This window comes from Desulfitobacterium hafniense DCB-2, assembly GCF_000021925.1.
GTDB classification, from domain to species: Bacteria; Bacillota; Desulfitobacteriia; order Desulfitobacteriales; family Desulfitobacteriaceae; genus Desulfitobacterium; species Desulfitobacterium hafniense.
On record NC_011830.1, the window covers coordinates 206,156 to 230,719 of the forward strand.

The 24,564-nt window shown below is 46.8% G+C and carries 24 protein-coding genes; 21 read left to right on the forward strand and 3 right to left on the reverse strand.

Annotated features, from left to right (window positions below; all coding sequences use genetic code 11):
• The first annotated feature begins 292 nt into the window (after positions 1 to 292).
• Entirely contained in the window at positions 293 to 1,156 is an 864-nt protein-coding gene (locus DHAF_RS01005; RefSeq protein ID WP_015942618.1) for an EamA family transporter, read from the forward strand.
• Between the two features lie 47 nt (positions 1,157 to 1,203).
• On the opposite strand, the gene DHAF_RS01010 is transcribed toward DHAF_RS01005, so the two are convergent.
• Together DHAF_RS01010 and DHAF_RS01015 are read right to left on the reverse strand one after the other, a co-directional pair.
• The gene (locus tag DHAF_RS01010; protein WP_005808153.1) at positions 1,204 to 2,193 is read right to left on the reverse strand and encodes a diaminopimelate dehydrogenase; all 990 of its coding nucleotides are present in this window, start codon (positions 2,191 to 2,193) and stop codon (positions 1,204 to 1,206) included.
• 142 nt (positions 2,194 to 2,335) lie between these two features.
• Complete coding sequence (locus tag DHAF_RS01015; protein ID WP_015942619.1) at positions 2,336 to 3,694, reverse strand: IS1182-like element ISDha11 family transposase; 1,359 nt, start codon at positions 3,692 to 3,694, stop codon at positions 2,336 to 2,338.
• Between the two features lie 371 nt (positions 3,695 to 4,065).
• Here DHAF_RS01015 and xsc point away from each other — a divergent pair, with 371 nt between their 5' ends.
• From xsc to DHAF_RS01065, 10 genes are all read left to right on the forward strand, one after another.
• The gene (xsc, locus tag DHAF_RS01020) at positions 4,066 to 5,802 is read left to right on the forward strand and encodes a sulfoacetaldehyde acetyltransferase (protein ID WP_005808155.1); all 1,737 of its coding nucleotides are present in this window, start codon (positions 4,066 to 4,068) and stop codon (positions 5,800 to 5,802) included.
• Positions 5,803 to 5,983: 181 nt separating this feature from the next.
• Positions 5,984 to 7,435: an acylating sulfoacetaldehyde dehydrogenase gene (gene sauS, locus DHAF_RS01025; RefSeq protein ID WP_041271908.1), complete on the forward strand. Its 1,452-nt coding sequence runs from the start codon at positions 5,984 to 5,986 to the stop codon at positions 7,433 to 7,435.
• Between the two features lie 14 nt (positions 7,436 to 7,449).
• On the forward strand, positions 7,450 to 8,568 hold the full coding sequence (locus tag DHAF_RS01030) for a succinate--CoA ligase subunit beta (RefSeq protein WP_015942621.1): 1,119 nt from the start codon (positions 7,450 to 7,452) through the stop codon (positions 8,566 to 8,568).
• Positions 8,565 to 9,443: a succinate--CoA ligase subunit alpha gene (locus tag DHAF_RS01035; RefSeq protein ID WP_005808161.1), complete on the forward strand. Its 879-nt coding sequence runs from the start codon at positions 8,565 to 8,567 to the stop codon at positions 9,441 to 9,443. The genes DHAF_RS01030 and DHAF_RS01035 overlap by 4 nt, the downstream gene beginning before the upstream one ends.
• 152 nt (positions 9,444 to 9,595) lie before the next feature.
• A complete protein-coding gene (locus DHAF_RS01040) occupies positions 9,596 to 11,092 on the forward strand; it encodes an SLC13 family permease (RefSeq protein ID WP_005808163.1) in 1,497 nt (498 codons plus the stop codon).
• Positions 11,093 to 11,292: 200 nt separating this feature from the next.
• Positions 11,293 to 12,009 carry a GntR family transcriptional regulator gene (locus tag DHAF_RS01045; protein WP_005808165.1) on the forward strand — a complete coding sequence of 239 codons (717 nt, stop codon included), beginning with the start codon at positions 11,293 to 11,295 and terminating at the stop codon, positions 12,007 to 12,009.
• A 166-nt stretch (positions 12,010 to 12,175) separates the two neighbouring features.
• The gene (locus tag DHAF_RS01050; protein WP_005808169.1) at positions 12,176 to 12,832 is read left to right on the forward strand and encodes a cobalamin B12-binding domain-containing protein; all 657 of its coding nucleotides are present in this window, start codon (positions 12,176 to 12,178) and stop codon (positions 12,830 to 12,832) included.
• Complete coding sequence (locus tag DHAF_RS01055) at positions 12,829 to 13,836, forward strand: uroporphyrinogen decarboxylase family protein (protein WP_015942622.1); 1,008 nt, start codon at positions 12,829 to 12,831, stop codon at positions 13,834 to 13,836. The genes DHAF_RS01050 and DHAF_RS01055 overlap by 4 nt, the downstream gene beginning before the upstream one ends.
• Positions 13,829 to 15,139 (forward strand): sensor histidine kinase, encoded by a 1,311-nt coding sequence (locus DHAF_RS01060; RefSeq protein ID WP_005808172.1) that lies wholly within the window; start codon positions 13,829 to 13,831, stop codon positions 15,137 to 15,139. Before DHAF_RS01055 ends, DHAF_RS01060 begins: the two co-directional genes overlap by 8 nt.
• Positions 15,132 to 16,517 (forward strand): sigma-54-dependent transcriptional regulator, encoded by a 1,386-nt coding sequence (locus tag DHAF_RS01065; protein WP_005808174.1) that lies wholly within the window; start codon positions 15,132 to 15,134, stop codon positions 16,515 to 16,517. The genes DHAF_RS01060 and DHAF_RS01065 overlap by 8 nt, the downstream gene beginning before the upstream one ends.
• Here the strand turns inward: DHAF_RS01065 and DHAF_RS01070 are convergent, their stop codons facing one another.
• Positions 16,518 to 17,069 (reverse strand): hypothetical protein, encoded by a 552-nt coding sequence (locus tag DHAF_RS01070; protein ID WP_005808176.1) that lies wholly within the window; start codon positions 17,067 to 17,069, stop codon positions 16,518 to 16,520.
• 388 nt (positions 17,070 to 17,457) lie between these two features.
• Between DHAF_RS01070 and DHAF_RS01075 the strand changes: the two genes are divergently transcribed.
• Genes DHAF_RS01075 through nosZ form a run of 10 tightly spaced genes read left to right on the forward strand, consistent with a single transcriptional unit; the run spans position 17,458 to position 24,530 of the window.
• A complete protein-coding gene (locus DHAF_RS01075; RefSeq protein WP_015942623.1) occupies positions 17,458 to 18,660 on the forward strand; it encodes an ABC transporter permease in 1,203 nt (400 codons plus the stop codon).
• Between the two features lie 8 nt (positions 18,661 to 18,668).
• Positions 18,669 to 19,382, forward strand: coding sequence for an ABC transporter ATP-binding protein (locus DHAF_RS01080; RefSeq protein WP_011458970.1), 714 nt, complete (start codon positions 18,669 to 18,671; stop codon positions 19,380 to 19,382).
• Positions 19,383 to 19,413: 31 nt separating this feature from the next.
• Positions 19,414 to 19,869, forward strand: a complete 456-nt coding sequence (locus tag DHAF_RS01085; RefSeq protein ID WP_015942624.1) for a DUF4418 family protein — start codon at positions 19,414 to 19,416, stop codon at positions 19,867 to 19,869.
• A 49-nt stretch (positions 19,870 to 19,918) separates the two neighbouring features.
• Positions 19,919 to 20,236, forward strand: a complete 318-nt coding sequence (locus DHAF_RS01090; protein WP_015942625.1) for a c-type cytochrome — start codon at positions 19,919 to 19,921, stop codon at positions 20,234 to 20,236.
• 34 nt (positions 20,237 to 20,270) lie between these two features.
• Positions 20,271 to 20,504: a hypothetical protein gene (locus DHAF_RS01095; RefSeq protein WP_005808185.1), complete on the forward strand. Its 234-nt coding sequence runs from the start codon at positions 20,271 to 20,273 to the stop codon at positions 20,502 to 20,504.
• Entirely contained in the window at positions 20,488 to 20,934 is a 447-nt protein-coding gene (locus DHAF_RS01100) for a QcrA and Rieske domain-containing protein (RefSeq protein WP_005808186.1), read from the forward strand. Before DHAF_RS01095 ends, DHAF_RS01100 begins: the two co-directional genes overlap by 17 nt.
• Complete coding sequence (locus tag DHAF_RS01105; protein ID WP_172625442.1) at positions 20,906 to 21,574, forward strand: cytochrome b N-terminal domain-containing protein; 669 nt, start codon at positions 20,906 to 20,908, stop codon at positions 21,572 to 21,574. The genes DHAF_RS01100 and DHAF_RS01105 overlap by 29 nt, the downstream gene beginning before the upstream one ends.
• Positions 21,575 to 21,586: 12 nt before the next feature.
• Complete coding sequence (locus DHAF_RS01110) at positions 21,587 to 21,982, forward strand: cytochrome b family protein (RefSeq protein WP_015942627.1); 396 nt, start codon at positions 21,587 to 21,589, stop codon at positions 21,980 to 21,982.
• 57 nt (positions 21,983 to 22,039) lie between these two features.
• The gene (locus tag DHAF_RS01115) at positions 22,040 to 22,579 is read left to right on the forward strand and encodes a hypothetical protein (protein ID WP_015942628.1); all 540 of its coding nucleotides are present in this window, start codon (positions 22,040 to 22,042) and stop codon (positions 22,577 to 22,579) included.
• Between the two features lie 52 nt (positions 22,580 to 22,631).
• Positions 22,632 to 24,530, forward strand: a complete 1,899-nt coding sequence (gene nosZ, locus DHAF_RS01120; protein WP_011458974.1) for a Sec-dependent nitrous-oxide reductase — start codon at positions 22,632 to 22,634, stop codon at positions 24,528 to 24,530.
• Positions 24,531 to 24,564: the final 34 nt, after the last annotated feature.

A 24,564-nucleotide genomic window follows, 5' to 3' on the forward strand; every position in this document is an offset into this window, starting at 1 on the left:
TAGAGTGACGGCCATGCTGCGGAGCGGCATCAGCAAAGAATGAAAAGGCATACTCAGATTGGGTAGCTATCTTACATCCACGTCCTTTAGACCCGAAAGCTGCCCAAGGATTTTGTTTTACAAAAGAGAGCGAATTTAAGCGAGCGGAAACAAAACTTCGGGAAAAGCACGCAGCGGAGGGCTTGAGCGTTAGTTTTGTCCGCGCAGCTTATGGAGCGACCGCTGTAAATCAAAATCCTGGAGAATCTGCTTTTGGCCCGTGCTCAAACGAATACAAACTGAGGTAAAGATAATGTGGATTGTGTACGCCTTTGGCTCTGCATTCTTCGCAGGGATTACTGCCATCCTGGCAAAATGCGGAATTAAAAAGACCGATTCGAATATGGCCACAGCCATCCGGACAATCGTTGTGCTGGCATTCTCCTGGCTGATGGTATTGATGGTTGAGTCACATACCACGATCGGCGATATCTCAGGGAAAACGCTGTTATTTTTGATTTTGTCCGGCCTGGCTACCGGCGCCTCATGGCTGTGTTACTTCAAGGCTCTGCAGATGGGAGATATCAACAAGGTTGTTCCCATCGACAAATCCAGCACGGTTCTGACCATCATTCTGGCCTTCATCTTACTGAATGAAGGGATAAGCATCGGCAAAGGGGTAGGGGTTGTCGGCATTGGGATAGGCACATACTTAATGATCCAGAAAAAAGCAACAGAAGCGGCTCAGCCCAAAGCCAATCAGGCCTGGCTTATTTATGCTCTCTTATCGGCAGTCTTTGCCAGTCTCACAGCTATTCTCGGAAAAATCGGCATCGAGGGAGTGGAGGCAAACCTCGGGACCGCCATTCGCACGGGAGTCGTGCTGGTTATGGCTTGGCTCGTGGTTTTTGTGACAAGAAAAAAAGGTATCTCCCGGGAGATACCACTGAAAGAACTCGGATTTATTATATTATCAGGTCTGGCCACCGGCGGCTCGTGGCTGTGTTATTATAAGGCCCTTCAGGATGGGCCGGCCAGCGTAGTTGTGCCAATCGACAAACTCAGTATTCTCGTAACCATTGCCTTTTCCTATGTTGTGTTCCATGAGAAATTAGCAAAGAAAGCCGCCCTTGGGCTGGTGTTGATTGTTAGTGGAACCTTGGCGATGTTGATCTAAAGCTGTTGATTAAGAAAGAGAAGTCATCCGGAAGCCCTATTGAACTATCAGATCAGGGACCTTCTGAGCTCTTCAGCCGATTTGCTGGAAAGATAGGCTGGAGCAATATCCACTACTGTTTTGGCACCGGATACCCCTTCGCGATTTAAGCGGTAGGCTGCTCTGGCAAAGGCAACGAGAACATTGGCGGTGAAATCAGGGTTGGAATCCAAAGCCAGGCGATATTCAATGACATGATGATGCTTTTCATCAAGACCTGTCCGGCCATGATGAATCACTAAGCCGCCGTGAGGAAGACCAGGGTGATCCTTGATCAGTTCTTCTTCTGTAATGAAGTGTACCTCTGTGTCATAATCCGCAAAATAATTGGGCATGGTCTTGATCTCTTGCTTAATCCGTTCTTTATCGGCTCCTTCTTCAAGGACGACAAAGCACTCCCGCCAATGTTTTTCCCTTGTTGAAAGTTCCGGCATTTCTCCTCTTCTTACAGCGTTAATAGCCTGATCTTTGGGAATGGTATACTGTTTAGCATCCTTTACCCCTTTAATTCTTCTGAGCGCATCGGAATGCCCCTGGCTGATTCCTTTGCCCCAGAAGGTGTATGTATCTCCGGCCGGCAAGATGGCTTCCGCATAGAGACGATTGATGGAGAACATTCCCGGATCCCAGCCGCTGGCAATAATGCAGACTTTTTGGGACTCTAAAGCATTTTTATCCATGGCGGCAAAATATTCCGGAATCCTGGCATGGGTGTCATAGCCGTCAACGGTATTGAACAGACTTGCAAATTCAGGACCCTGGACCGGCATGTCCGACATGCTTCCGCCGCAAAGCACCATCACATCAATCTGCTCTGTCATCTGCTTGGACTCATCCATGGTGAAGACGTTAACCCCTGGGGTAACGGTTTTGATGGATGAAGGATCCCGTCTCGTAAATACTCCCACAAGTTCCATATCCTCATTTTGCCGAATTCCCAGCTCCACGCTTTTGCCAAGATTTCCGTAACCAACGATGCCAATTCTGATCTTATTCATATACGATTCCCCCTTGCATCTATTCTAACCCGTAGTATTCCAGACGTACAAATAATTTTATATGTATTTGAGTTAATTTCATAATGTTAGTCCGAAAATAAAACAGACTAACAGAATTTCGGAATTTCCGTTTTTTAAAAAACTAAGCGGCCATACTCGTTGACTTATTTAGGCGATCGACAGCTAATTTGCATAGGGTATAGGCCAAGATTGAAAACTGAAAATCTACTTGGGCACGTTTTCCACGATGACGGATATTGTTGAGCTGGAAATACTCCTTGAGATACGCATTGACTCGCTCTACAGCAGTTCGTTGTTTGTAAAGTTCAAAGTAACGGTCACTTCCCCTAGCTGGTACAGTGTATTTTCTAGGATCTGATGAAACCTTCATCTTAAACACCCTTTGACAGGTATTGCTTTCCCTAAGTGAACACTCCTTGCATTCCTTGGGTTGAGTATATTTTACAGTGTCATAGCATGGATCATAGCTGTCGTAGCGGTATGAATAACCCTTCTGGCATATTGGACGAAAATATTTATCTTTGCCCTCTGGAAGTTGCTCATTTCGTCGATTGTAATCAATCAGCGCTTGTGCTCCTATACTTCTAGCTTGCTCGTAAATTGGAGCATAGTCATATCCTGCATCCGCAAGGATATGGGAGGGGTTCAAATAAGGGTGCTTTTCACTCAGAGCTTTAATTAGAGGAATGGCCATTTTTCCGTCATTTATATTCCCCGAAGAGAGTAAGGAGCTTAAAACGTATTGGCCCTTACAATCGACAAGGAGGTGCCCTTTGAAGCCATACCAGAACACGTTTTTACCTTCTGAATTCTTCTTAATACCCCATTGAGGATCAAGTGGGATGTGTTGTACTAATTCTGTAAAGCTGTAGGGAAGTTGATCTTCAATCTTCTTTTCAAATATGGGGCGATTCTTTTCTAGCTCCTCCTGTTCTTTGAGCCAAGCCTCGCGTTCTGCTTTGGGCTTTCGACCACGCTTTTTGGGAGCTTGCTCAACCACTGTTTTTTCCTTCTTTTTTTCAGGCTTGCGATCTCTGGCTTCGATATGGGTAGCATCGATTGCAACAGCACATTTCGGACCGATAAACCCTTCTTTGAATGCCTGAAGCACCAAATCATCCTGAGAATTTGCCAAGGCAGAGGAATCTTGGATTTTCTTAATCATCCGGCAATAGGATGCTTCACTAGGAACAGAGTCAGCAAGAGTGAATCCACAGTCGAATCGAAACTCTAAGCTGTTCTTTAACCGCTTACGCAAATCCTTAATTGTAGGGATTCTTTCAATTACTCGAATGATTAATGAGTAGATCATAGCAGAATAGTTTAGTTGAGTTGGGGCTCCAAAGATAGCCTTTTTAGAAACTGCATTGAGTAAAGGAATAATGTCCAAAGACCCAAGAATTAGAGAATATGAATCTCTTGGAGAAGTTTCTAAAATTTCCTCCAAGGAAAATAGACGTTCTTGGCGAATATTAAACATCAGGGAGTACTCCTTTCCCACCTCTCGGTGTTTGTGTTTTGGACGACTACAATTTCGAGATGTTGGGGAGGTACTCCTTTTTTAGTTGTCAAAAAAAGTAGAAATATCAATGGGTTCAAGTTATGAAACTAATTCATTTGCCAAAAGATTAAATTATCTCGATAGCATTTAAAATCCTGTCCACATAAGGGCAGGATTCTTCTTATGGCATTGGCAGAATAATCGACAAACTATTTGTGAAAAGTATATCTTTCACATATTGACGGGTGGAAAATAATTCTTTATACTATAGATAAGCTCAACTGGTACGGATGTCCGAACCAGAGGAAGAAACACTGATTTACTACTAAACTTATAGGAGGGAAAATTAGATGCCGAAAATCACAATGACACCCAGTGAAGCGATTTGTGAAACCCTTGTAGCAGAAGGCATAGATCACGTTACTGGTATCGTCGGATCAGCGTTCATGGATTTACTTGATTTATTTCCAACTGCCGGAATTCGCTTCATCCCTGTTCGCCATGAGCAATCAGCAGGACATATGGAAGATGCCTTTTGCCGTGTGACAGGCAGAGCCGGCGTAATTATCGGGCAAAACGGACCTGGTATTACCAATATGGTAACCTCTGTAGCGGCAGCCAATTCAGCACATACCCCTATGGTCGTCATTTGTCCGTCGGCCGGTACGCCTACAGTGGGCTGGGACGGTTTTCAGGAAGCAGATACGGTAAAGATTTTTGAAGCAATAACCAAAGAAACCATTCGGGTTCCACACCCGTCACGTGCAGCCGATTGCTTGCGCACGGCATTCCGCATTGCCTATGCAGAGCGGGGACCTGTTCTTTATGATATTCCCCGTGATTATTTCTATGGAGAAATTAGTGAACAAATTCTTGAACCCCATCAATATCGGGTGGATCAACGGGGATGCGGGGATTTAGCTTCTCTTGATAAAGCAGCAGAGCTTTTGATTTCCGCTCAAAGACCTGTGATTATTTCCGGTCGTGGAGTTGTAGACACTCAGTCCAAGGATATTGTGGCCAAGATTGCAGAAATATTAACCGCACCAGTAGCCTGCACCTATCTGCATAATGATGCTTTCCCATACGATCATCCTTTGTGGGTAGGACCGATTGGTTATATGGGTTCAAAGGCGGCCATGAATCTGGTGGCGGAAGCCGATGTGATTCTGGCCATAGGAACGCGACTTTCCGTTTTTGGGACCACCCCTCAATACGATATTGATTACTTCCCGGAAAGTGCCAAAATTATTCAGGTAGACATTAATCCTCGTAATATTGCCCGCACTCATCCTGTTGAAGTGGGACTGATCGCAGATGCCAGGGAAGCTGCCAGGGAGATTCTTAAACGCTTAGAGGAAAGAATTGCCGAACCGAAAGTCTCTCAAAGCCGCTTAACACAAATTAAAGCTCAACAAAATGCCTGGGAAGAGGAAATTGTACAATCAGCAATGGTTGATGGTTATCCCATCAATCCCCGGCGTGCCCTCTATGAAATCCAAAAGGCGCTTCCGGAAAATGCCATTGTGGCCACCGATATTGGCAATGTCTCCTCCACAGCCAACAGTTACCTGAAATTTAAAGGAGCAGGAAAACATATTGCAGCCCTTACCTTTGGCAATACAGGATTTGCATATCCCGCCGCTTTGGGGGCACAATTGGCTGAACCGGACAGCCCGGTGGTGGCAATCATCGGTGATGGAGCCTGGGGGATGAGTTTGCACGAAGTAAGTACAGCTGTTGAACATAACCTTCCTGTTGTCGCTATCGTCTTCCGCAATGGAGCCTGGTGCGCAGAGAAGAAAAACCAAATTGATTTTTATAATAACCGCTTTGTCGGAGTGGACATTCCGACTCCTGAAAGTTTCGCCCCGGTTGCCATTGCCATGGGGGCGGAAGGTATCCGAGTATCTAAAGCAGAAGAGGTCGGACCGGCACTCAAAAGAGCCCTTGACTCCCGTAAGCCCACTGTGCTGGAGATCGTTTGCGACGGGACCCAGCTGGCACCGCCCTTTAGAAAAGACGCGCTGAAGCTGCCCACCCGGCTACTTCCCAAGTATAAGTCACTGGACGTCAGAAACTGGTAGAAGTCGAACGGAGCAAAGGGCAAGGGCGTGATAGGGGACATAGGAGTCATGCCCGCCCTTTCCCATAGATTTCATATAAGGTCAACTGCAGGATAAGCGTGTGTATAGTCCAGTGTCGATGAATGAGCGCATACTATGTACGCAATGGTTGCGACGAATTCAGAGAAAGGGGAAAGTGAATATGGGCGCGAGTACGAGTGCGAATAAAAATACTTCCGGCGAAACCGATGCCAAAATTATTGTGGAAGAGTTGATTTTAAAAGCACGTAAGGCTATGGCGGAGATTCAGAATTATTCTCAGGATCAGGCCAATACCTTGGTGCAAGCTGTGGCGTGGGCTATTTACCGCCAGGATCACGCTGAAGAGCTGGCAAGGATTTCCGTTCAGGATACAGGGCTTGGCAATGTGAAAGATAAAATTACCAAAAACAAACGCAAAACCTTTGGTACGTTGCGGGACTTATTGGCTCCGGAGGCCAAATCTGTCGGAATTATCAAGGTGGATGAAGCCATAGGTATTACAGAAATAGCTAAACCGGTAGGGGTGATTGCGGCGGCTGTACCCTCAACCAATCCCGGTGCTACGCCTGCCAACGTGACGATGATGGGATTAAAAGGACGCAATGCGGTAATTATTGCACCCTCCCCGAAAGGTGCGTCCACCACAGTTAAGTTGTTGGAATACATCCATGCCGAGCTGGCAAAGGTGGGGGCTCCCCTCGATTTGGTTCAATCCTTGCCGATGCCTGTATCCAAAGAGCTGACCACTGAACTGATGAAGCAGGCGGATATGGTAACTGTGACAGGATCGGCCAATAATGTTCGCGCAGGTCAGACTTGCGGTACACCAAACGCCTGTGTCAGCGCAGGCAATGTCGTCACTATAGTTGATGCTTCTGCGAACCTGCAGGATGCGGCCCATAAGATTATGCTAAGCAAAACCTTTGATAATGCCACGAGCTGCTCCAGTGATAACGCTCTTGTCATTGAAGCTGCAATATATGAGCAAATGATCGAAGCCTTAAAGAAGGAAGGCGGCTATAAGTGTACTGTTGCCGAAAAGGAACAAATGCAAAAAGCGATGTGGGATGAAAATGGCAAGCGCAGAGGGAAAACCACAGCTAAAGATGCCAGCGTTATGGCCCAGGAAGCGGGATTGACAAACCCGGCAGCTCAGAAAGCCTCCTTTTTCATGGTGGAAGAGACAGGAGTGGGGAAGGGGTATCCTTTCTCAGGAGAAAAGATTGCTCTGGTTCTCACATTGTATAAAGCAGGAGATTTTGATGAAGCACTGGAGTTGACAAAACGAATCTTGAATCATGCAGGCCGCGGGCACTCCTGTGGGCTTCATACAACCAATGAGGAACATATTCAACGCATCGGCTTGGAAATGGAAGTATGCCGTTTATTAATCAATCAAATACAGTGCTTCGGTAATGGAGGCAGCTTCAACAACGGTCTGAATTTCACACTTTCCATGGGGGGAGGAACTTGGGCCGGCAATAATATTAAAGATAATCTCTCCTATCAACACTTTATCCAGACGACTAAGGTGTCCCGCTTGATTCCGGAGGTTATTCCTGAGGAAGAGGAATTATTCGGGTCATATTGGGCCAAGTATGGCCGTAGTTAAGGAGGCCTAGCTTAATGAAACTATTTGAATACCAGGCTAAAGAACTGTTTGCAGAAAGCGGTATCCCTATTCCCCAAAATGCCTTAATCGGTGATATAAGTGAACTGAACAGTGCCTTGGAAAAGATCGGGTTACCCTGTGTCTTGAAGGCCCAAGTCCTGCAGGGCGGGCGAGGCAAAGCAGGATTAGTCAAATTTGTGCGTACAAAAGAAGAAGCCCAAAAGGAAGCTGAGCGGATTCTGGAAGCCACCGGCAAGAAGCTGTTGGTCGAAGAGGCTGTGCCTTATGAAAGAGAAATGTATGTCTCCATTACCGTAGATGCCGCTTCAGGCTTAGCCATGGTTATGGCGTGCCTGGAGGGGGGCGTGGATATTGAACAAATCGCCCGTACTACGCCGGAAAAGATTATCAAGGAAAAAGTGGATATGTCTCTGGGCCTGATGGCTTATCAAGCGGATAATATCATGTACGGTCTAGGATTAGAACAGAGTGCAGCTAAAGAAGGAAGCAAGATTCTGCTCAAGCTTTATCAGCTTTTTGTAAAATATAACGCTGAATTAGTGGAGATCAATCCCCTTATGATCCTTAGGGATGGAACAATGGCAGCTGCTGATGGCAAATTTAATTTGGATGATAATGCTCTATATAAGCAAAATCGTTTCTCCCTGACTCGTGATCATTATAAAAGCGATTTCGAGTATGAGGCGGCACTGGATGGAATTCCCTATATTGCCTTCGAAGGGGATATCGGAATGATGGTCGCAGGAGCAGGGCTGGCTAATGTCGTCCTTGATTTAATCCATTATTATGGGGGTACCGTGGCCAACTACTTGGAATTTGGCGGACCAAACTACCACAAAGCTCAGCAATGTATGAAAATGATGCTGAAAGCAAAGCCCAAATGCATCCTTATCGCGACTTTCGGTACAATTGCCCGTGCTGATGTTATGGCTCAGGGAATTGTTGAGGCAGTCAAGGAGTTGAAGCCGGAAATTCCGATTGTAGCAGTAATTCGCGGTACAGGGGAAGAGGATGCTCAAAAGTTGCTGCGCAGTGCAGGGTTGCCCTCCTTAAGCGATACAGAAGAAGCGGTCAGGAAAGCAGTCGAGATAGTGGGAGGTGCAGAAAATTGAGCATAATCATTGATCATACTACCCCTGTTTTGATTCAAGGCATAACCGGAAAGGAAGGAAGTTTCTGGGCGAAGCACGCCAAGAATTATGGCACCCACATTGTAGCCGGAGTCACACCGGGTAAGGAAGGTCAGGATGTTGACGGTATTCCAGTTTATCATACCGTCCGTCGGGCTGTGCAAGAGCATCCCATAGAAGCATCTTTATTGGTTGTACCCCCTAAAGCTGCCAAAGGAGCTGTTTTAGAGGCTCTTGACAGTGGAATAAAAGTAATTGTGGTTACGGCTGAAGGAATTCCTCTTCATGAGATGATGCAGCTGAGAAAAATTGCTTTAGAGAAGCAAGCCATGGTTATTGGCGGCAATACCACAGGAATCATTTCTACAGGAAAGGCTATGATGGGTTTTTTCCCTTATTGGTTGGATAGAGTATATAAACCTGGACGAGTAGGGGTCATGACCCGCAGTGGTTCCTTAACCAATGAGGTGACGGCGGAGATTGTCAAAGCGGGCTTTGGGCCGAGCTCAATCGTAGGCGTTGGCGGAGATCCCGTGCCCTTAACCCGCTTTGCCGAGATCTTGCCGTTGTTCGAAAAAGATCCGGATACGGATGCTGTGGTCATGATCGGTGAGATCGGAGGAACTATGGAAGAAGATGTGGCTGAAGCAATTGAACAAAGGATTTTCACTAAACCCTTGATTGGCTTTATGGGAGGCCGGACAGCGCCTAAAGGTCAAAAAATGGGTCACGCGGGAGCCATCATTACAGCAGGAAAAGGCACAGTAGAAGATAAGGTTGAAGCTTTAGCCAAGGCAGGCGCTCTGGTGGCAGATCGGCCGAGTATGATTGGACAGTTGCTGCAGAAGGTTTTGTAATTAGAAAGAAGAGCGGAGCGAAAAGAGACTCGCATCCGTTCGGGAGAACGATACATTGAGGGTCATTTATAGATTGGGGCAATCAAACTGCACAGTAATTTTACTCAATTTTAAAAGATGCTAATTATTAGCATGATGGAGGTTGTATAAAGATGAGTATTAATTCGCCAGTTGTGCCCTCTAGACCTTATGTTTTCAATAAGCGCAATGCTTTGATTTTCTTTGCAGCAATAGCGGTAATGCTTATAATCTATCTGCTGCCTTCTCCCCCATCCTTTTATAAGGGAACCGAGGAAATTCCTCTTACCTTTGAAGGAAAAGCGGTCTTTGCAGTATTGGTCTATGCGGTTATCCTTTGGCTAACAGAAGCTATTCCCTTTCCTATTACGGCTTTAAGTATGATCATTATTCTCCATCTGATGGGTGTATCGACGTTTACAGCTTTAGTTAAAACAGGATTAGGCAGCAGCGTGCTCTTTTTCCTGATGGGTGCTATGGGTTTATCGGCAGCCATCACCGTCTCAGGATTGGCGAATCGAATCATGCTGGGAGTTCTCAGTAAAGTAGGAACGCGAACCGACCGGATTGTCTTTACCTTTATGGCCCTGGGCACCTTTCTTTCCATGTGGGTGACGGATATGGCGGTTGCGGCCATGCTGCTTCCTCTGGGCGTGAACATTCTCAGGCAGTCCGGATGTAAGCCTCTGCAGAGTAACTTTGGACGTTGTCTGATGATTGGTATCGTTTATGGTGCTCTTATCGGTGGAACATCCACTCCGGCAGGGTGTGGGGCTAATATTTTGGCAATCAGTTACTTGCGGGAGCTTACCGAAGCGGATGCATCCTTTCTGCAATGGATGATCGTGGGTGTGCCTGGAGCATTGATGATGCTTCCGGCCGGCTGGTTCCTGCTTATGAAAGTCTTTCCGCCCGAAATCAGGAATGTTCCTATCGAACTTGATGATGTCCGACGTCAGAATAAAGAGTTAGGGCCTTTAACCCGCCAGGAACGCAATACAACGATTGTTTTTTTCACAGCTGTAACCATGTGGTTAGGAGCGCCTTTGATCAAATCCTTGACAGGTATCAGTATTCCTGAAGATTTCACAGCCCTCTTTGCTTTCCTTCTTCTTTTCCTGCCTGGCCTGCAGGTATTCGGATCATGGAAAGAAGCTAATGAACATATCGACTGGAGCGGACTCATGCTGATTGCCGGTGGTATCGCTGCAGGCATGTTGCTGGCTGAGACAGGGACGGCGCGCTATATTGCCTGGGGAGCACTTAATGGAATCGGGGCCCTTCATCCCATGCTGAGAGTGGCAGCTGTGCTGGTGTTGGTGGAGGCATTGAAGATCTTCTTCTCCAGTAACAGTGTTACAGGGGCGGTGGTCATTCCCTTAGTTATCGCTTTAGCCTTGGATTTAGGAATGAACCCTTGGATTGTGGCCGGTCCGGCAGGAATTGCCACTTCCATGGCCTTCATCATGGTAACTTCAAGTCCAACCAACGTCATTCCCTATTCTTCAGGATATTTCAGTATCAAAGACTTTGCCAAATGCGGTGTGCTGATGACCGTCATCGGAATCGTTGCGGTAACACTGTCTGTAGCTATATTTGGACGATTTGCAGGCATGAATATTTGGCTCTAGCAGATGATAGGTATTCGATATAAACCTAAGTATTCAAAAAGTAGTATTGCAGATGGGCCGATTGGAGAATCCGATCGGTCCATCTGCAATCAATAGAAATAGCTTAAAAATTCAATATACAAAAGACTCCAATATGTTAGAATGATAGTATATAATAAGTTATCCTGAGGGAGTTTTCTTTTAATTTGGAGGGGAAACACATGGTTTTAGATCCTCATAATCCGCTGCCCTTACATGCTCAGATTACGAATATTTTACGAAAAAGAATCTTCGAAGAGAATCTAACGGGAAAGATTCCCAGTGAAAGGGAATTGATGGATTACTTTGCAGTGAGCAGGTCGACTGTTCGGGAAGCCATTGAGGCCTTGGTTCGGGACGGCATTCTTGAGAAAAAGCATGGCAAGGGCACCTTTGTAGCAGTTCGGCCGATTAAAGAAGAGTGGATAGGTACCTTCAGCTCCTATACTGAGACGATCGAAAGAGCGGGTATGAGGTCTGGAGCAAAGCTGCTTTCGTGTAATATTAAGAGAGAGCCTGCATATATTGCCGAGATGTTTGGCGGAGAAGAATTCTATATGATCAAACGCCTCAGGTATGCCAACGATCAAGTGATAGCTATTGAGCGCAAATGTTTCGATCTGGAAACAGGTCGGAGATTATTGGATTATGATCTTAACGCCAATATATATAAGATTATGGAAAGCTCCCTGGGCATAGTTCTTTGGGAGGCTGATGAAATTGTTACCAGTGCGATACCAAGCAAGGAGGACGCACTTCTATTGGAGGTTCCCAAGCGATCCAGTGTTTTAGTAACGGAACGTTCCAGCTTTGATTCCGACCATAAACTTATTGAATTTGTACAAACTATGTTTAGGGCAGATAAATATTCTTTTCGCATTAAAATGTCTCGGAATTAAGAGAGGGCAAGGTATCCGCCCCCGGCTGTTGATAGAATTTTGTCAACAGTCTTTTTTGCACCTAAGGTTGTTCAGTATTTGCTAAAATAGAGGTATATTGCTGTTGCCGGGAGAAATAAAAGGATTAGAAAGGAAAGGGATAACCCCATAGAAAGGAGGTAAAGACTTGCACAATGTCGCTGACCTGGTCGAAAATGTCATACAAGGGAATGCTAAGGAATCTGTTTCGATCGCCAGGGATTTATTAGCCAAGGGTTATCGGATAAATCAATTAGTCGAAGGACTGACAACGGCTTTGGACTCCCTTGACGCCAAATGCAATATGAATCAATTTAATCTGCTGGAAATCTTGTTGGCGGCCAGAGCAATGAAAGAAGTCGTCGATGAGGTAGTGTGCCCGGAGATGGAAAAATTGCCGGCCGAGTTTGGCCCTCTCCAGTTAAAAGGAGTATTCGTCATGGGGACAATTCAAGGAGATATCCATGACTTAGGGAAAAACATTGTCACGACCCTCTTAAGAACGGTAGGCTATAAAGTGATCGACTTAGGTAAAGACGTTTCTCCTGCTCAATTCGTCATGGCTGCTAAAGCAGAAAAGGCAGACTTTATCGGAGTGAGCAGCCTAATCTTTTCTTCAGCGGCGGTTATTAGGGAGATAAAGAGGTTGCTAAGGGAAGAGAAGATGTCGGATATTATGGTGATAGCTGGGGGAGCTGCTGTTAAACAATTAGGAAAAGAGGATCTCGATGTGGACATGATAGCAAAAGATGCCTTTGAACTGATCAGATTTCTCCAGGCTCATGAAGGGAATGTTGCGGAGTGAATAGTTTACAAAGGCTAGAGGCTGCTCTGGCAGGCCATGCTTTTGATGAGGCACTTTGTATTCCGTTGGTATTTGGCGGGGCAGCTTTTTTAACGGATGTAAAATTAAAAAGATATCTGCAAAACGGAGAAATTTTGGCACAATGTCAATTAGATTCACAGCAGAAGTTCGACTATGATGCGGTTTTTGTCTATGGCGATAATTGTATTGAAGCAGAGGCTTTGGGATCAAGAGTATATTTTCCGGAAAATGCTTATCCCTATATTGAAAAATATCGACTGGAGGATCCCAGGCAATTAAAAGACTTACCGGATTTCAACCCTTCGACAGATGGCAGAATGCCGGAGTTGCTGAGGGCTGTCGCGCTTCTCAAGACCGAACTGGGAGATAGCCTGCCTATTGCCGGGGTGGTCTTGGGACCGATGAGCATTGCCAGCCAGTTGATGGGACTGGAAAGACTTTTATACCTCTTACTTGATTCGCCTTGTGAATTTGCAGACATAATAAGATTTGCTTCCGGAATCACCTTAAAAGCCGGTTTGGCCCTCCTTGCTCAAGGCGCCCATATCTCGGCAGTAATCGATCCCAGCGCTTCCCAAAGCATTCTGCCCAGCGAGATGTTTGGCCGCTATTTATTACCCACTATCCGTGATATCTTCTCCCAATTCAAAGGGGCGGGGGCGATGGCTTCCTGGTTGGTGATCACGGGAAACAGCCAAGGGCTTTTGCCCTACTATCGCCAATGCGGAGTGGATATTGCGGGTATAGATTATGAAGTGCCGTTGGCAGAAGCACTGAAGTGGGAAGGAGACTTTTTGATATCCGGAAATATTAAACCATATCGCTTTGTCAATCAAACACCTCAGGAAATCATCCGTGAAGGCAAAGAGTTAATAAGTCTGGCAGCCGGCAGGAGGTTTATTTTAAGCTCAGGCTGTGAAGTGCCTTTAGATACCAAGCCGGAGAATCTTGCTGCATTGATTAAGGCGGTTAGGGATGTGTGATAGGATGGATGTAAAGCAAAATACGGCCTTATCTTCTGAAGAAGAACTAAAAAAACAGATTGCTGCCCTTCACAAAATAAACAATATGACGGGTTTTTTGCCCATAAAAATAGAAGAGCTGCTGCCGGCCATCAAAGAAGTGATGGAAGATATTTTTGCTGATTACCAATGCAATTTCAATATATTTCCCAAAAGACATGGTTGCAACAGGTTGGAGCTAGGGGACTGTAAGGCGATACGGGATCAGTTGCCGATGATTTCTGATCAGGATCAGACTTGTCCCTGTTGTACCGGAGAAGCTTGCCGGGGCATTTTTCATTCCCATGTTTGTGTGCCCTTGGTTTCAGGTAAGGAAGTATTTGGAGTGATGACCCTTAAAAGCCTCCTTAAGGTAAGATTAAGCCGGGATTCGCTAGAAATGCTCTTAGCCATTGCCAACCAAGTGGCGGCGACCCTTCAGCGCTCTCAATTATTGAATCGCCTGGCCCAAGAGAAGAACAATCTTGAAGAGGCTAATCAAGAAATCACTCAGCTCAATAGGTCATTGTTCGACACCATTAAGGAGCTGGAAAAGACTCAGCGTCAACTGATTTATTCTGAGCGGTTAGCCGCTGCAGGTAGATTAGCAGCTAACCTTACCCACGAGATCAACAATCCCACTGGAATCATTTTGTCCAGGTTGGAATGGCTCCTTTTAGAGGCTCCGGAAACAGAATTGCCTGAAGAGGTCGTCAAAGATTTGCTGGTTATCAAAAAGCATACAGAACGGATCGCTCAGACCACCCGAGGATTGCTCTCTTTTTCCAGGCGAACGAAAAATGAAACAACTTTAGTTGATCTTGAGAATTTGATCAAGGAAACGGTGGTTTGGCTGGAAAGACAGTTTTCCCGCAAGGATATCATCATTGTCCTCAACCTTAGCCGCCTGCCAACCGTTATCGGCAACAAAGACCAACTGGAGCAAGTACTTGTCAATATCTTGACCAATGCCAAAGATGCCCTGCCGGAAGGAGGCAAGATCAAGATTACCACGAAATATGATACCGAGAAAAATAATGTTCAAATAGATATTGAGGATAATGGCACGGGAATACCGGAAGACATGATGAATAGTATTTTTGACCCCTTTTTTAGTACAAAAGAAAAAGAGCTGGGCACAGGGTTGGGATTGCCGATCAGCTTGACCATTATGAAAGAGCATGGCGGCTTTCTGCGCATGGAGAGCACTCCCCATGAGGGCAGTTGCTTTAGTATGATTTTACCCTGTGTACCGGAGAACCAGGAGGGTGATTTGAATGAGTGAGGATCGACATATCGTTATCATCGACGATGAACCGGATATGCTGGAAACCTGTGCCAGGGTTATCCATCGGATGGGCTATAAATGTACGACCTATGAAGATAGCTGCGAGGCTTTGGAGGAGATTTACAGGCTGCAGCCTGACCTGATCATAACCGATATCAAAATGCCTCAATGCGATGGCTTTGAAGTCCTGGAAAAAGCTAAAGTATGTACTCCCAAGGCCAGAGTCATTGTGATCACAGGGTATGCTTCGGTGGACTCAGCTGTACAGGCCATGAAAGAAGGGGCCTACGATTATCTCTCCAAGCCCTTCCCCATCGAACAGCTGCAGCTGACCATCAATAAGGCCCTTCAACATATCGCCTTAACAGAGGAAAATCAACTGCTGCGGGCTCAGCTACAGGAAGGTTTGAACACTGATAATATTATTGGCGCACGGGGAGGACTGCAGGATGTCTTTGAGACGATTGGCAAGATTTCCAATAGCGATGCGTCCATCCTTATCCTGGGAGAAAGCGGTACAGGGAAAGAAGTTATCGCCCGGGCTATTCACAAAAACAGCCGGCGTTCTACAGGGCCCTTTATTCCCGTGGATTGTGCGTCCTTACCGGAAAATTTATTAGAGAGTGAATTATTTGGTTATGAAAGAGGAGCCTTTACAGGGGCGAACACGACCAAGCAGGGTTTGTTGGAAATGGCCCATGGGGGAACTCTCTTTCTGGATGAATTGGGAGAACTGACCCCGGCCATGCAGGCCAAGCTTTTAAGAACATTGGAAGAACGGGCGATCCGAAGAGTTGGAGGCAATCGCTTGATCAATATCGATATTCGGGTTTTGGCCGCTACCAATCGTGATTTGGAAAAAGCAATCCGGGCCAAAGAATTCAGAGAAGATCTCTATTATCGAATCAACGTCATTACCCTCAAGCTCCCTGTCTTGCATGAACGGCAGCAGGACATTCCCTTGCTGGTCAATCATTTCTGTAAGAAGTTTTCCCAGGATATGAATAAGAAGGTAAGCGGCTTCACTCCCGAGGCCATGCAGGCCATGAAAAGCTATGCCTGGCCGGGGAACATCCGCGAACTGCGTAATGTTGTGGAAAGGGCCATCTCCCTATCGGGATCAGAGATGGTTGAAATTTCCGATCTGCCGGAAAAAGTCATTGGCGGACAAAAAAAGATTCTCCCTGAGCAGGAGAATCTGGGAGCCTTTTCTTTTCACGAGGCTAAGGATATTTGCTTGAAGAGATTTGAGATGGAATACCTTAAGGAACTTTTGGACAAACATCATGGCAATATTACTCAAGCGGCCAAATCAGCCGGGATGGATCGCAAAACAATCCATAGGCTGATCAATAAGTATGATTTGCAGAGGTAGTTAAGCCTCTAGATCGTCGATAAGAATGGTGTACTCTTTGGCTTCCGTAGCTATGCCATCTTGATCTGTGGTGGGAGGAATAGTTAAGTGCAATTCTTTCACAGAGGTGACTTCCTTTTCCTTGATAGGAAAAGTGATAAAGCCCTGCTGCACCCGCTGAGGAGGGTAGGTCCCGCCTAAAGATGAGGTCAAGGTGAGATCCGGCGAAGCAATTTCCTTGCCGTCGATGGTCATTTCGAAATCCTCGGGATAAAATAGGACATCTTTATCGGAAGTGTTTCCGATCTCTATACCTAAAGCGATTTTACCCAGGGGGGCATCTGGGTCGGGATCGGTGTTTCTTACCAAACTGACATTGATAATTCTCAATTTCATAGTATCTAAATCAACGATCTTATTGAGCTCCATGGTTTTGCTGAAAACCTCAATTTCAGGCTTCTCTTGGGGTGTGATAGGGGCAGAGCCGGGCTCTTGGCCTGAGGAGCAGCCGCTGACAAAGAGAACCAGGCTTGCGGCAAGACTGAAGATGATTTTAATTGTTGCTTTTCCCATAAATAAAACCTCCTTATGATTAGGCCTAAATAAGAAAACTCTTGCTTTTGAGCAGGAGTTTTTTTATTGCTCAGAGACCTCCTTAGATTTTAATGCAAATAGCGTACCAACTTAATTTTAGATAATCTGCCGCTATGTCCGAGGATAAGAGAGCATAGTGAGACATTTCTGGGACAATCGAGGGACATTGATGCCCCAACAGGACATAGCTTCGCTTCACAAAGATATCCCAAAACATTCACAGAACGTTCACATAGCTGCTGATAAGCAGTTTTAGTTTTGTTGGCACAATAATTGCAAAAACGAATTTAGTAACAATCTTCTCAAGCTTCTCGATGACAAAGGTATAGTCTTAGCACTAGGCAACATTGGGCATGGAGGTGAAATGATGTTTGCAAAACTAATTTGGCGGAATGCCAAAAGACGGCTCTGGCAGCAGGGGCTCACCCTGTTTGTCGTCGTAGCCTGCGCTGCCGCCCTGACAGCCGGGATACTGTTGGTCTGGGGCATTGAGAAAGGGGGCCAAAGTGCCGTCGATAATCTGGGAGCGGATGTTATGGCTATACCGGCGGATGCCCACCTTGAACCAGGTCAGGTGCTGTTTACCGGGGCTCCTGCCAATATCTATATGAATTCAGAAGTATTGAAGGAGATTGAGAAGGTGCCCGGTGTGGAAGCCATATCGGCACAATTCTTCAGCCAGACGCTTAATCAGGGCTGTTGCAGCCTTCCGGAAGAATACCGGCTGGTTGGCTATGATCCACAGACGGACTTTCTGATCAGGGACTTATTGGCGAAGGGAGTGGGCAGGGATTTAAAGAACACGGAGGTTATTGTGGGCGGGAATGTGCCTGCTTTTCTAGGGGACCGGGTGGTGGTTTTAGCTGAACCCTTTGATGTTGCCGGTTACCTGGAACCCATGGGAGGAAGTATTGACGACACGATCTTTGTGCCCATTGCAACGGCCCGGAGACTGGCCGGAAAAAGTCCCTATTTACAGGAATATTGGCAGGAGGCCGGGAGCCCGGAACAGTTGGTTTCGTCGGTATTGATTAAAACAAAAGATGGGGCTGATCCGAATCAAGTTGCCAAAGCTATCGATAGGATCAGTGGAATTAAAAGCGTGGCAGCAGGGAAATTATTTTCCGAACTTAAAGAAGAATTGCTCGTGATTAAAGAAATTCTGCGTTTGCTGGTGGTCATTATTTGCGGCATTACCATGGCCTCCCTGGCGTCACGCTATTCCTCCCTGGTACTGGAGAGACAGCAGGAATTGGCTCTGTTGCGGGCACTGGGAACGGAAAGAGGGAACCTATTTAAGCTGGTCATGCTGGAAACCCTTTGCAGCGGACTGGCGGCTGCAGTCATGGGATGCCTGGCTGGATATGGCTTGGTTCTTTATCTGGCAAAGTCCCTGAGCAAGCACAGCTCCTTCCCCTTCATGCTGCCTGGGGCGGCTCAGCTTTGTGCCGCTGGCTTGGGGATTATCGCTTTTGTTCTTCTCATCTGCTGTTTAGCCGCCTTCTGGCCGGCCAGAAGTTCGTCACGCTTGGATCCCGTAACCGCTCTAACTGAAGGAGAGCTGAGGTAGGGGGTACTATGGAAATATCGTTAAAAAACATTACACACTACTACCGGGATGGGACGGGAGATCAGGTTACCCCCCTAAGAAACATTGACTTAACTATGAGGAGCGGGGATTCTCTCGTGCTCTATGGGCCGTCAGGTTGTGGCAAGAGTACGCTGTTGTTTATCCTGGGTTGCCTGTTAAGACCCTCGGAAGGACAGGTGGATATAGACGGGCGTTCCCTCCTCCACTATGGGGAAAAAGAGTTAGCCGAATTGAGAAATCGGAAGATGGGCTTCATGTTCCAGGCGTGCTATCTGCTTCCCACCTTGACCGTCAAGGAAAATATCATGCTTCCTTTCTGGATTCAGGGAGGGAAAGCAAGGGATGGCAGGACGGAAAAGAAAACGGTTGAGCTTTTGCTGGAACAGCTGGAGTTGACGGAACGGGCTGATTTTTTACCTTATCAGTTAAGCGGCGGCCAGAGGCGCCGGGTGGCTATGGCCAGGGCTTTGGCTAATGACCCGGAGGTGATTCTGGCTGATGAACCCACGGCGGAACTTGATGAGGAGAAAAAGGACTTTGTGGGAAAGTGGCTGGGGGAGCAGGCCGGAAAAAAGAAGATTGTTGTGGTTGCTACTCACGATCCGCAATTAGCGGTTTATGCCGGACGGGTTTATAGCTTAAGTCAGGGGCAGTTACAGGAAAAGATTTTGGGAAAGGGAGCCGTTTATAGCTCAGGATAGGCGCTATCCAAGTGATGGTGAGGTTAAATGAATGGAGGTTAAACTTTTGAACGGAAAAGTAACTAAGGTTATTGGCGGTTTGGGGGCGGCGCTGGGTCTATTGACCGCCTTGACTCCGTTCCAGCTTGCCCCGGTTTGTCAACGATTGTTGGAACTAACCTCAGGCAAGATGACCCATATGCGCTGCCATTATACAGGCCAAGGGGAGGTGTTTTTAGGCATAGTCGTTGTTTTGGTCTCCTTGATCTATCTGTTCAACACATCCATTCCCGCTCAAAAAGCCTTGGGTGGTGTGCTGATGATTTTGGGGTGTGCTGTAATTATCCTGCCTACAAATCTGGGAATTGGCGTCTGCATGAACCCGATGGAGTGCCATACCACCGCCAGAGTTCTCTATGTCCTGGGAAGTTTGACAATAATTGATGGGTTGGTTGCGGTCTTCCAGGAAAAGCTCCCTGTTTCGCCTTCTAAAGACATTAAGGCTTGATCAAGGAAATTTGCTCCTCTTAGAGGATGGACAAAGGAGGTTGAATCATTTGCGGGGGTTGGTCACCGGAAAATTAAGCAAGGCTTTAGGGCTCAATATGGTTGTCGTTGGTTTGGTAATGGGATTTGCTCTTTTTGCATCCTATGCTGTTCCTCTTCCGGAAAAAGCAGAGGCCGCAGGGCAAGCAGGATATCTTACCTTTCAGTCGACCTGCACAGCCTGCCATACCGTGGATACTGTGCAGAATTATCAAGGTTCTTCCACTTGGCCGGAAATTATTGGCTTGATGAAGGGCTATGGGGCTTTCATGCAAGAGGAAGAGGAAGCAGAGATTCTTCAGTATTTGGAGGAAGCTTACCCCAGATAAAGTAGGGTTCTAAGGAGGAATGGGGGATTAAAGTATGAGTTTTTTTAATGAAGAAGGGGATAAGGAAGGTTTTGTGGTTTTGGCACTGGGAATATGGGCGGCCATAACTCTGGTCTTCATGATCGCCAGGAGCTGGGCAGCAGGAAACGCCTATTGGGTAGCCATTTTTATGGGGTTAATTTGCTTTGCAGCCGCTTTTTCAGTTTATACATGGAGAGTTTTGATTCTGGACCGTAAAGGGGGTATGGAAAATGGAGAACAACAATAAAGGGGAAATATCAAGACGCAAATTCCTCGGCATCATGACCGGGGTACCCTTGGTTTTGAGTGTGGGAACCCCCGCAGTTGCAGTAGGAAAGATGATCAGTCCCCCCGAGGCCTTAAGGCCCCTTCCTCCGCGAATGGCAATTCTCAAGGAAGATGAACTTTTGGAGAAGCCCAAAGAAATCATCTATGATGGCCTTCCCGCTATGATCTTCAAAAAAGGCAATGAATATCGGGCCTTTTCCAGGGTCTGCACCCATCTCGGCTGCACGGTAATGTGGAATGAGGCGGAGAAACGCTTTGAATGCCCTTGTCATGGCGGCATATTCGATGAAGACGGGAATGTTCTGGAGGGACCGCCGCCCAAACCTTTAACCCGTTTAAGGGCCTGGGTGGAAGATGGTTATGTCATGGTGCAAAGGGAGGTTGTTTAGCGTGGCGATTGAACCTAAAGAGGTCGGAGTAAAAGACATGTTTAAGGAAATCGCTGAACATCCTGTCCCCAGGCATGCCCGTAATTTCATATTCTGTTTTGGCGGGATCTCCTTTCTGTTGTTCTTGGTTCAGGTTGTTACAGGTATCGTGCTGGCGGTTTACTATAACCCGACCATGGAAGGCGCCTATCAGAGCGTGATGTTTATCAATGATGAAGTTTTCATGGGCAAAGCTTTGCGTTCGGTTCATAACATTGCGGCTAACCTGATGCTGATTATGGTGGTTCTGCATTTCTTGCGGGTTGTGTTTACCGGCGCCTACAAGCCGCCTCGTCAGTTCAATTGGGTAGTGGGTGTGCTCCTGCTGCTTTTAGTCATTTTATTCTGTTTCACAGGCTATCTTTTGCCGCTGGATCAGGTGGGTTACTGGGCGGCAATTATCGGCACCAAGATATTGGGGTCAATTCCTATCGTCGGTGATCAGCTCTTGTTGCTGGGCCAGGCCGGAACCAAGATTACGGACCATACCCTGATGAGGTTCTTTATTATCCATATCGTAGTACTGCCGGTGGTTGTCATAGTGTTGCTGATTGCGCACTTTTTAATGATTCGTAAACAGGGGATTTCCGGTCCACTGTAGGAGGTGATGATAATGGACATCAATAAAAAGGAATTGGATAAGGATACGGTACCCTTTTTTCCAAACCATTTAACCACTGAAGTGAGTGTAGCCCTTGGTATTCTTGGCGTTGTTTTCTTTCTGGCTGGAGTAATCCCCAAGGACTTGGGGCCGCCGGCCAATCCTGTCATGACCCCTGCCCATATTGAACCGGATTGGTATTTTATGTGGCTTTTTGGTCTGTTAAAGATTGTCCCTCAGCTTTTGGGCTTGCTGATTCCGGCCCTTCTGGTTGTAGGCGTCATCTTATTGCCATGGCTGGATAAAAGTACATCCCGCCGGCCTGAAGAAAGGCCATGGGTTATTATCGGAGCGGAGATCGTACTGATCCTAATGGTGGTTTTAACGTATATTGCCTTGCATTTTTGACACTGTCAGATTTTCTTTATTGTGGATTAGGAGTTGGACGCGTTTGGGGGTGAATCAATGACGGGAAACGGGCGGAATAATCCATCGTTTCACTTGCTTTCAATTTTTTGCATCTGGCTGGGGATGGGTTTCTTGGTAGGGATCACAGGGAGTGTAATTGCAGCACCCCATTATGTGCTGCCGGATGATCGTGAGGCTAAGCTGGTTTATGCATCAGGTTTGCAGCCTCAGCAGTCTGCAGGGACTCAAAGCAGCGAGCCCAGCGGTGCCTCAGGAACAGCCAGAGAAGGAGAGCTCTTTCTAAAAAAAGGCTGCACCCAGTGTCATGAAGTCAGTTATTACGGAATAGCCGGCGGTGTGACCGGTCCCGATCTTACCAAGGCGTATGGGGATGTGCCGGATCGTTTTGGAAAGACCCTCGCTGAGTTTTTACAAGAACCGGAAGGGACAATGGCTGAGATGTTTGTCAGAATGGATATTACAGATGATGAAAAAAATCAGGTTCTCGAATTATTAACGGCAGCCGGCGGAGAGACGGCCCAGCAACCAGCCGGTGAGGAGAATGAAAGTACGGAAAATACCAATAACCCGGAGTAAAGAGCGATATCGGCAATATAATAATGCAAATGTATAGGGAGGTTTTTAGCAAGTGGAAAAAGGACTGTTTAAGAAGATTGTATTGTCCCTGGCAGGGCTGCTGGTTGGCCTGGTCATAGCTGTTTACTTATCCGCCCAGCTTAATCCCGAGGCGGAGGCGGCTGCTGCCTTCGGCGGGAAAAATATATCTGTGGACGGAGTGCCTGACGATGTGGTGCAGGCGGCTCTGAAAACCTATGTGCCACCCGGTCAGCTGGATGAGTATTATATGTTTGCCTCAGGGGGCCATTCCGGTAATGTCTTCGTCTATGGTGTGCCATCCATGCGGCGGATTAGAACAATTCCGGTATTTACCCCCGAGTCCGCCGTGGGGTATGGCTGGACGACGGAATCCAAGGAAATGCTTGGCGAATGGAGCTGGGGGGATGTCCATCATCCTGCTTTGAGCGAGACCAAGGGAGATTATGACGGGCGCTGGCTTTTTGTCAATGATAATGCCAACAGCAGGGCCGCCCGGATCGATCTGGATTCCTTCAGGACTAGTCAAATTTTGGATATTCCTAATATTTATGGACCCCACAGCGCTGTATTTATGACACCTAACTCCGAATACTTTATGCTGGGGTCCCGCTTTGCCGGACCGATACCCTATGGGACCTATTCTCCCATTGAGAATTTATCAAAAGATTATAATTGTGTTTTAGCAGCAGTAGCTATCGACCCCAATAATGGTGAGATGAGCGTGGGGTGGGAAGTGCTGATGCCCCCCTGGTCCTTCGATTTATCGGATGCCGGTAAGCTGGACAGTGAGGGCTGGGCCTTTCTGACGACCTATAATACTGAGGAGGCCTATGAGCTGCTGGAGGTCAATGCCTCCCAGCGGGAAATGGATTATGTGGTCGCTTTAAATTGGAAAATGCTTGAACAGGCGGCCAATGAAGGAAAATACAAAATAGTTGATGGCGTCAAAATGATTGATCCCCTGGATGTACCGGGCTCCGTCTACTTGGTCCCGGCTATGAAGAGCCCCCATGGTGTGGATGTCACACCGGATGGAAAGTATTTTATTGCTAACGGAAAAGTGGCTCCGGTAGCTACCGTATTCAGCTTTGAGAAATTCAAGGAATGCATTGACAACAAAGACTTCCAGGGCGAGGAACGAGGTTTCCCGGTTGTCAATTACGAGAAAGTAAGAGTGGCGGAAGTGCCGGTGGGCTTAGGACCATTGCATACTCAATTTGACGGCAACGGTTATGCCTATACCACCTTATTCATCGACAGTACTATTGCCAAATGGAGTCTGGACACCTTTGAGGTTGTCGACGTTACTCCGGTACATTATTGCCCGGGTCATCTGTGTGCTGCTGAGGGAGACACTGTCTCTCCGGACGGCAAGTATCTGGTCTCCTTAAATAAGCTGGCCAAGGATAAGTTCTTGTCCGTTGGGCCATCCCATCCCGAAAGCGCCCAGCTGATTGATTTAACCACGGATAAGATGAAAATCTTAATGGATGTTCCCACAGATCCTGAGCCTCACTTCGCTCAGATGATTAAAGCCGATAAGATTACGACCTGGGAAGTTTTTGAGAAGGATCCCAGTCAGCCGGGTGCTGTCTATGAGAAAGAAAATGCCCGCATTGAACGGGATGGCAACAATGTCACAGTCTATCAAATGGGCTTCCGCAGCCGCTATTACCCGGATCATGTGGAGGTCAATGAAGGGGATCATGTGACCTGGTATTTAACCAATACGGATTTCGATGAGGATATCACCCATGGCTTTGGTATTTGTCTGTATGACCTTAATGCGGAAGCACAACCGGGTGAGACGATAAAATTTGAATTTGTCGCCGATAAAGCGGGAGTCTATCCTTTCTATTGCACCAACTTCTGCTCGGCCCTCCATCAGGAAATGCAGGGCTGGTTTATTGTCAAACCAAAAGGCCTATAAAGCTCTCCAGGGCTTTATAGAAGAATCGAGAGGG

Bases quoted from the DNA above. Each gene is read 5' to 3' on its own strand.
- DHAF_RS01005 (WP_015942618.1), top strand. From the start codon at position 293: ATGTGGATTGTGTACGCCTTTGGCTCTGCATTCTTCGCAGGGATTACT.
- DHAF_RS01010 (WP_005808153.1), bottom strand. From the start codon at position 2,193: ATGAATAAGATCAGAATTGGCATCGTTGGTTACGGAAATCTTGGCAAA.
- DHAF_RS01015 (WP_015942619.1), bottom strand. From the start codon at position 3,694: ATGTTTAATATTCGCCAAGAACGTCTATTTTCCTTGGAGGAAATTTTA.
- xsc (WP_005808155.1), top strand. From the start codon at position 4,066: ATGCCGAAAATCACAATGACACCCAGTGAAGCGATTTGTGAAACCCTT.
- sauS (WP_041271908.1), top strand. From the start codon at position 5,984: ATGGGCGCGAGTACGAGTGCGAATAAAAATACTTCCGGCGAAACCGAT.
- DHAF_RS01030 (WP_015942621.1), top strand. From the start codon at position 7,450: ATGAAACTATTTGAATACCAGGCTAAAGAACTGTTTGCAGAAAGCGGT.
- DHAF_RS01040 (WP_005808163.1), top strand. From the start codon at position 9,596: ATGAGTATTAATTCGCCAGTTGTGCCCTCTAGACCTTATGTTTTCAAT.
- DHAF_RS01045 (WP_005808165.1), top strand. From the start codon at position 11,293: ATGGTTTTAGATCCTCATAATCCGCTGCCCTTACATGCTCAGATTACG.
- DHAF_RS01060 (WP_005808172.1), top strand. From the start codon at position 13,829: ATGTGTGATAGGATGGATGTAAAGCAAAATACGGCCTTATCTTCTGAA.
- DHAF_RS01065 (WP_005808174.1), top strand. From the start codon at position 15,132: ATGAGTGAGGATCGACATATCGTTATCATCGACGATGAACCGGATATG.
- DHAF_RS01070 (WP_005808176.1), bottom strand. From the start codon at position 17,069: ATGGGAAAAGCAACAATTAAAATCATCTTCAGTCTTGCCGCAAGCCTG.
- DHAF_RS01075 (WP_015942623.1), top strand. From the start codon at position 17,458: ATGTTTGCAAAACTAATTTGGCGGAATGCCAAAAGACGGCTCTGGCAG.
- DHAF_RS01080 (WP_011458970.1), top strand. From the start codon at position 18,669: ATGGAAATATCGTTAAAAAACATTACACACTACTACCGGGATGGGACG.
- DHAF_RS01085 (WP_015942624.1), top strand. From the start codon at position 19,414: ATGGAGGTTAAACTTTTGAACGGAAAAGTAACTAAGGTTATTGGCGGT.
- DHAF_RS01095 (WP_005808185.1), top strand. From the start codon at position 20,271: ATGAGTTTTTTTAATGAAGAAGGGGATAAGGAAGGTTTTGTGGTTTTG.
- DHAF_RS01100 (WP_005808186.1), top strand. From the start codon at position 20,488: ATGGAGAACAACAATAAAGGGGAAATATCAAGACGCAAATTCCTCGGC.
- DHAF_RS01105 (WP_172625442.1), top strand. From the start codon at position 20,906: ATGTCATGGTGCAAAGGGAGGTTGTTTAGCGTGGCGATTGAACCTAAA.
- DHAF_RS01110 (WP_015942627.1), top strand. From the start codon at position 21,587: ATGGACATCAATAAAAAGGAATTGGATAAGGATACGGTACCCTTTTTT.
- DHAF_RS01115 (WP_015942628.1), top strand. From the start codon at position 22,040: ATGACGGGAAACGGGCGGAATAATCCATCGTTTCACTTGCTTTCAATT.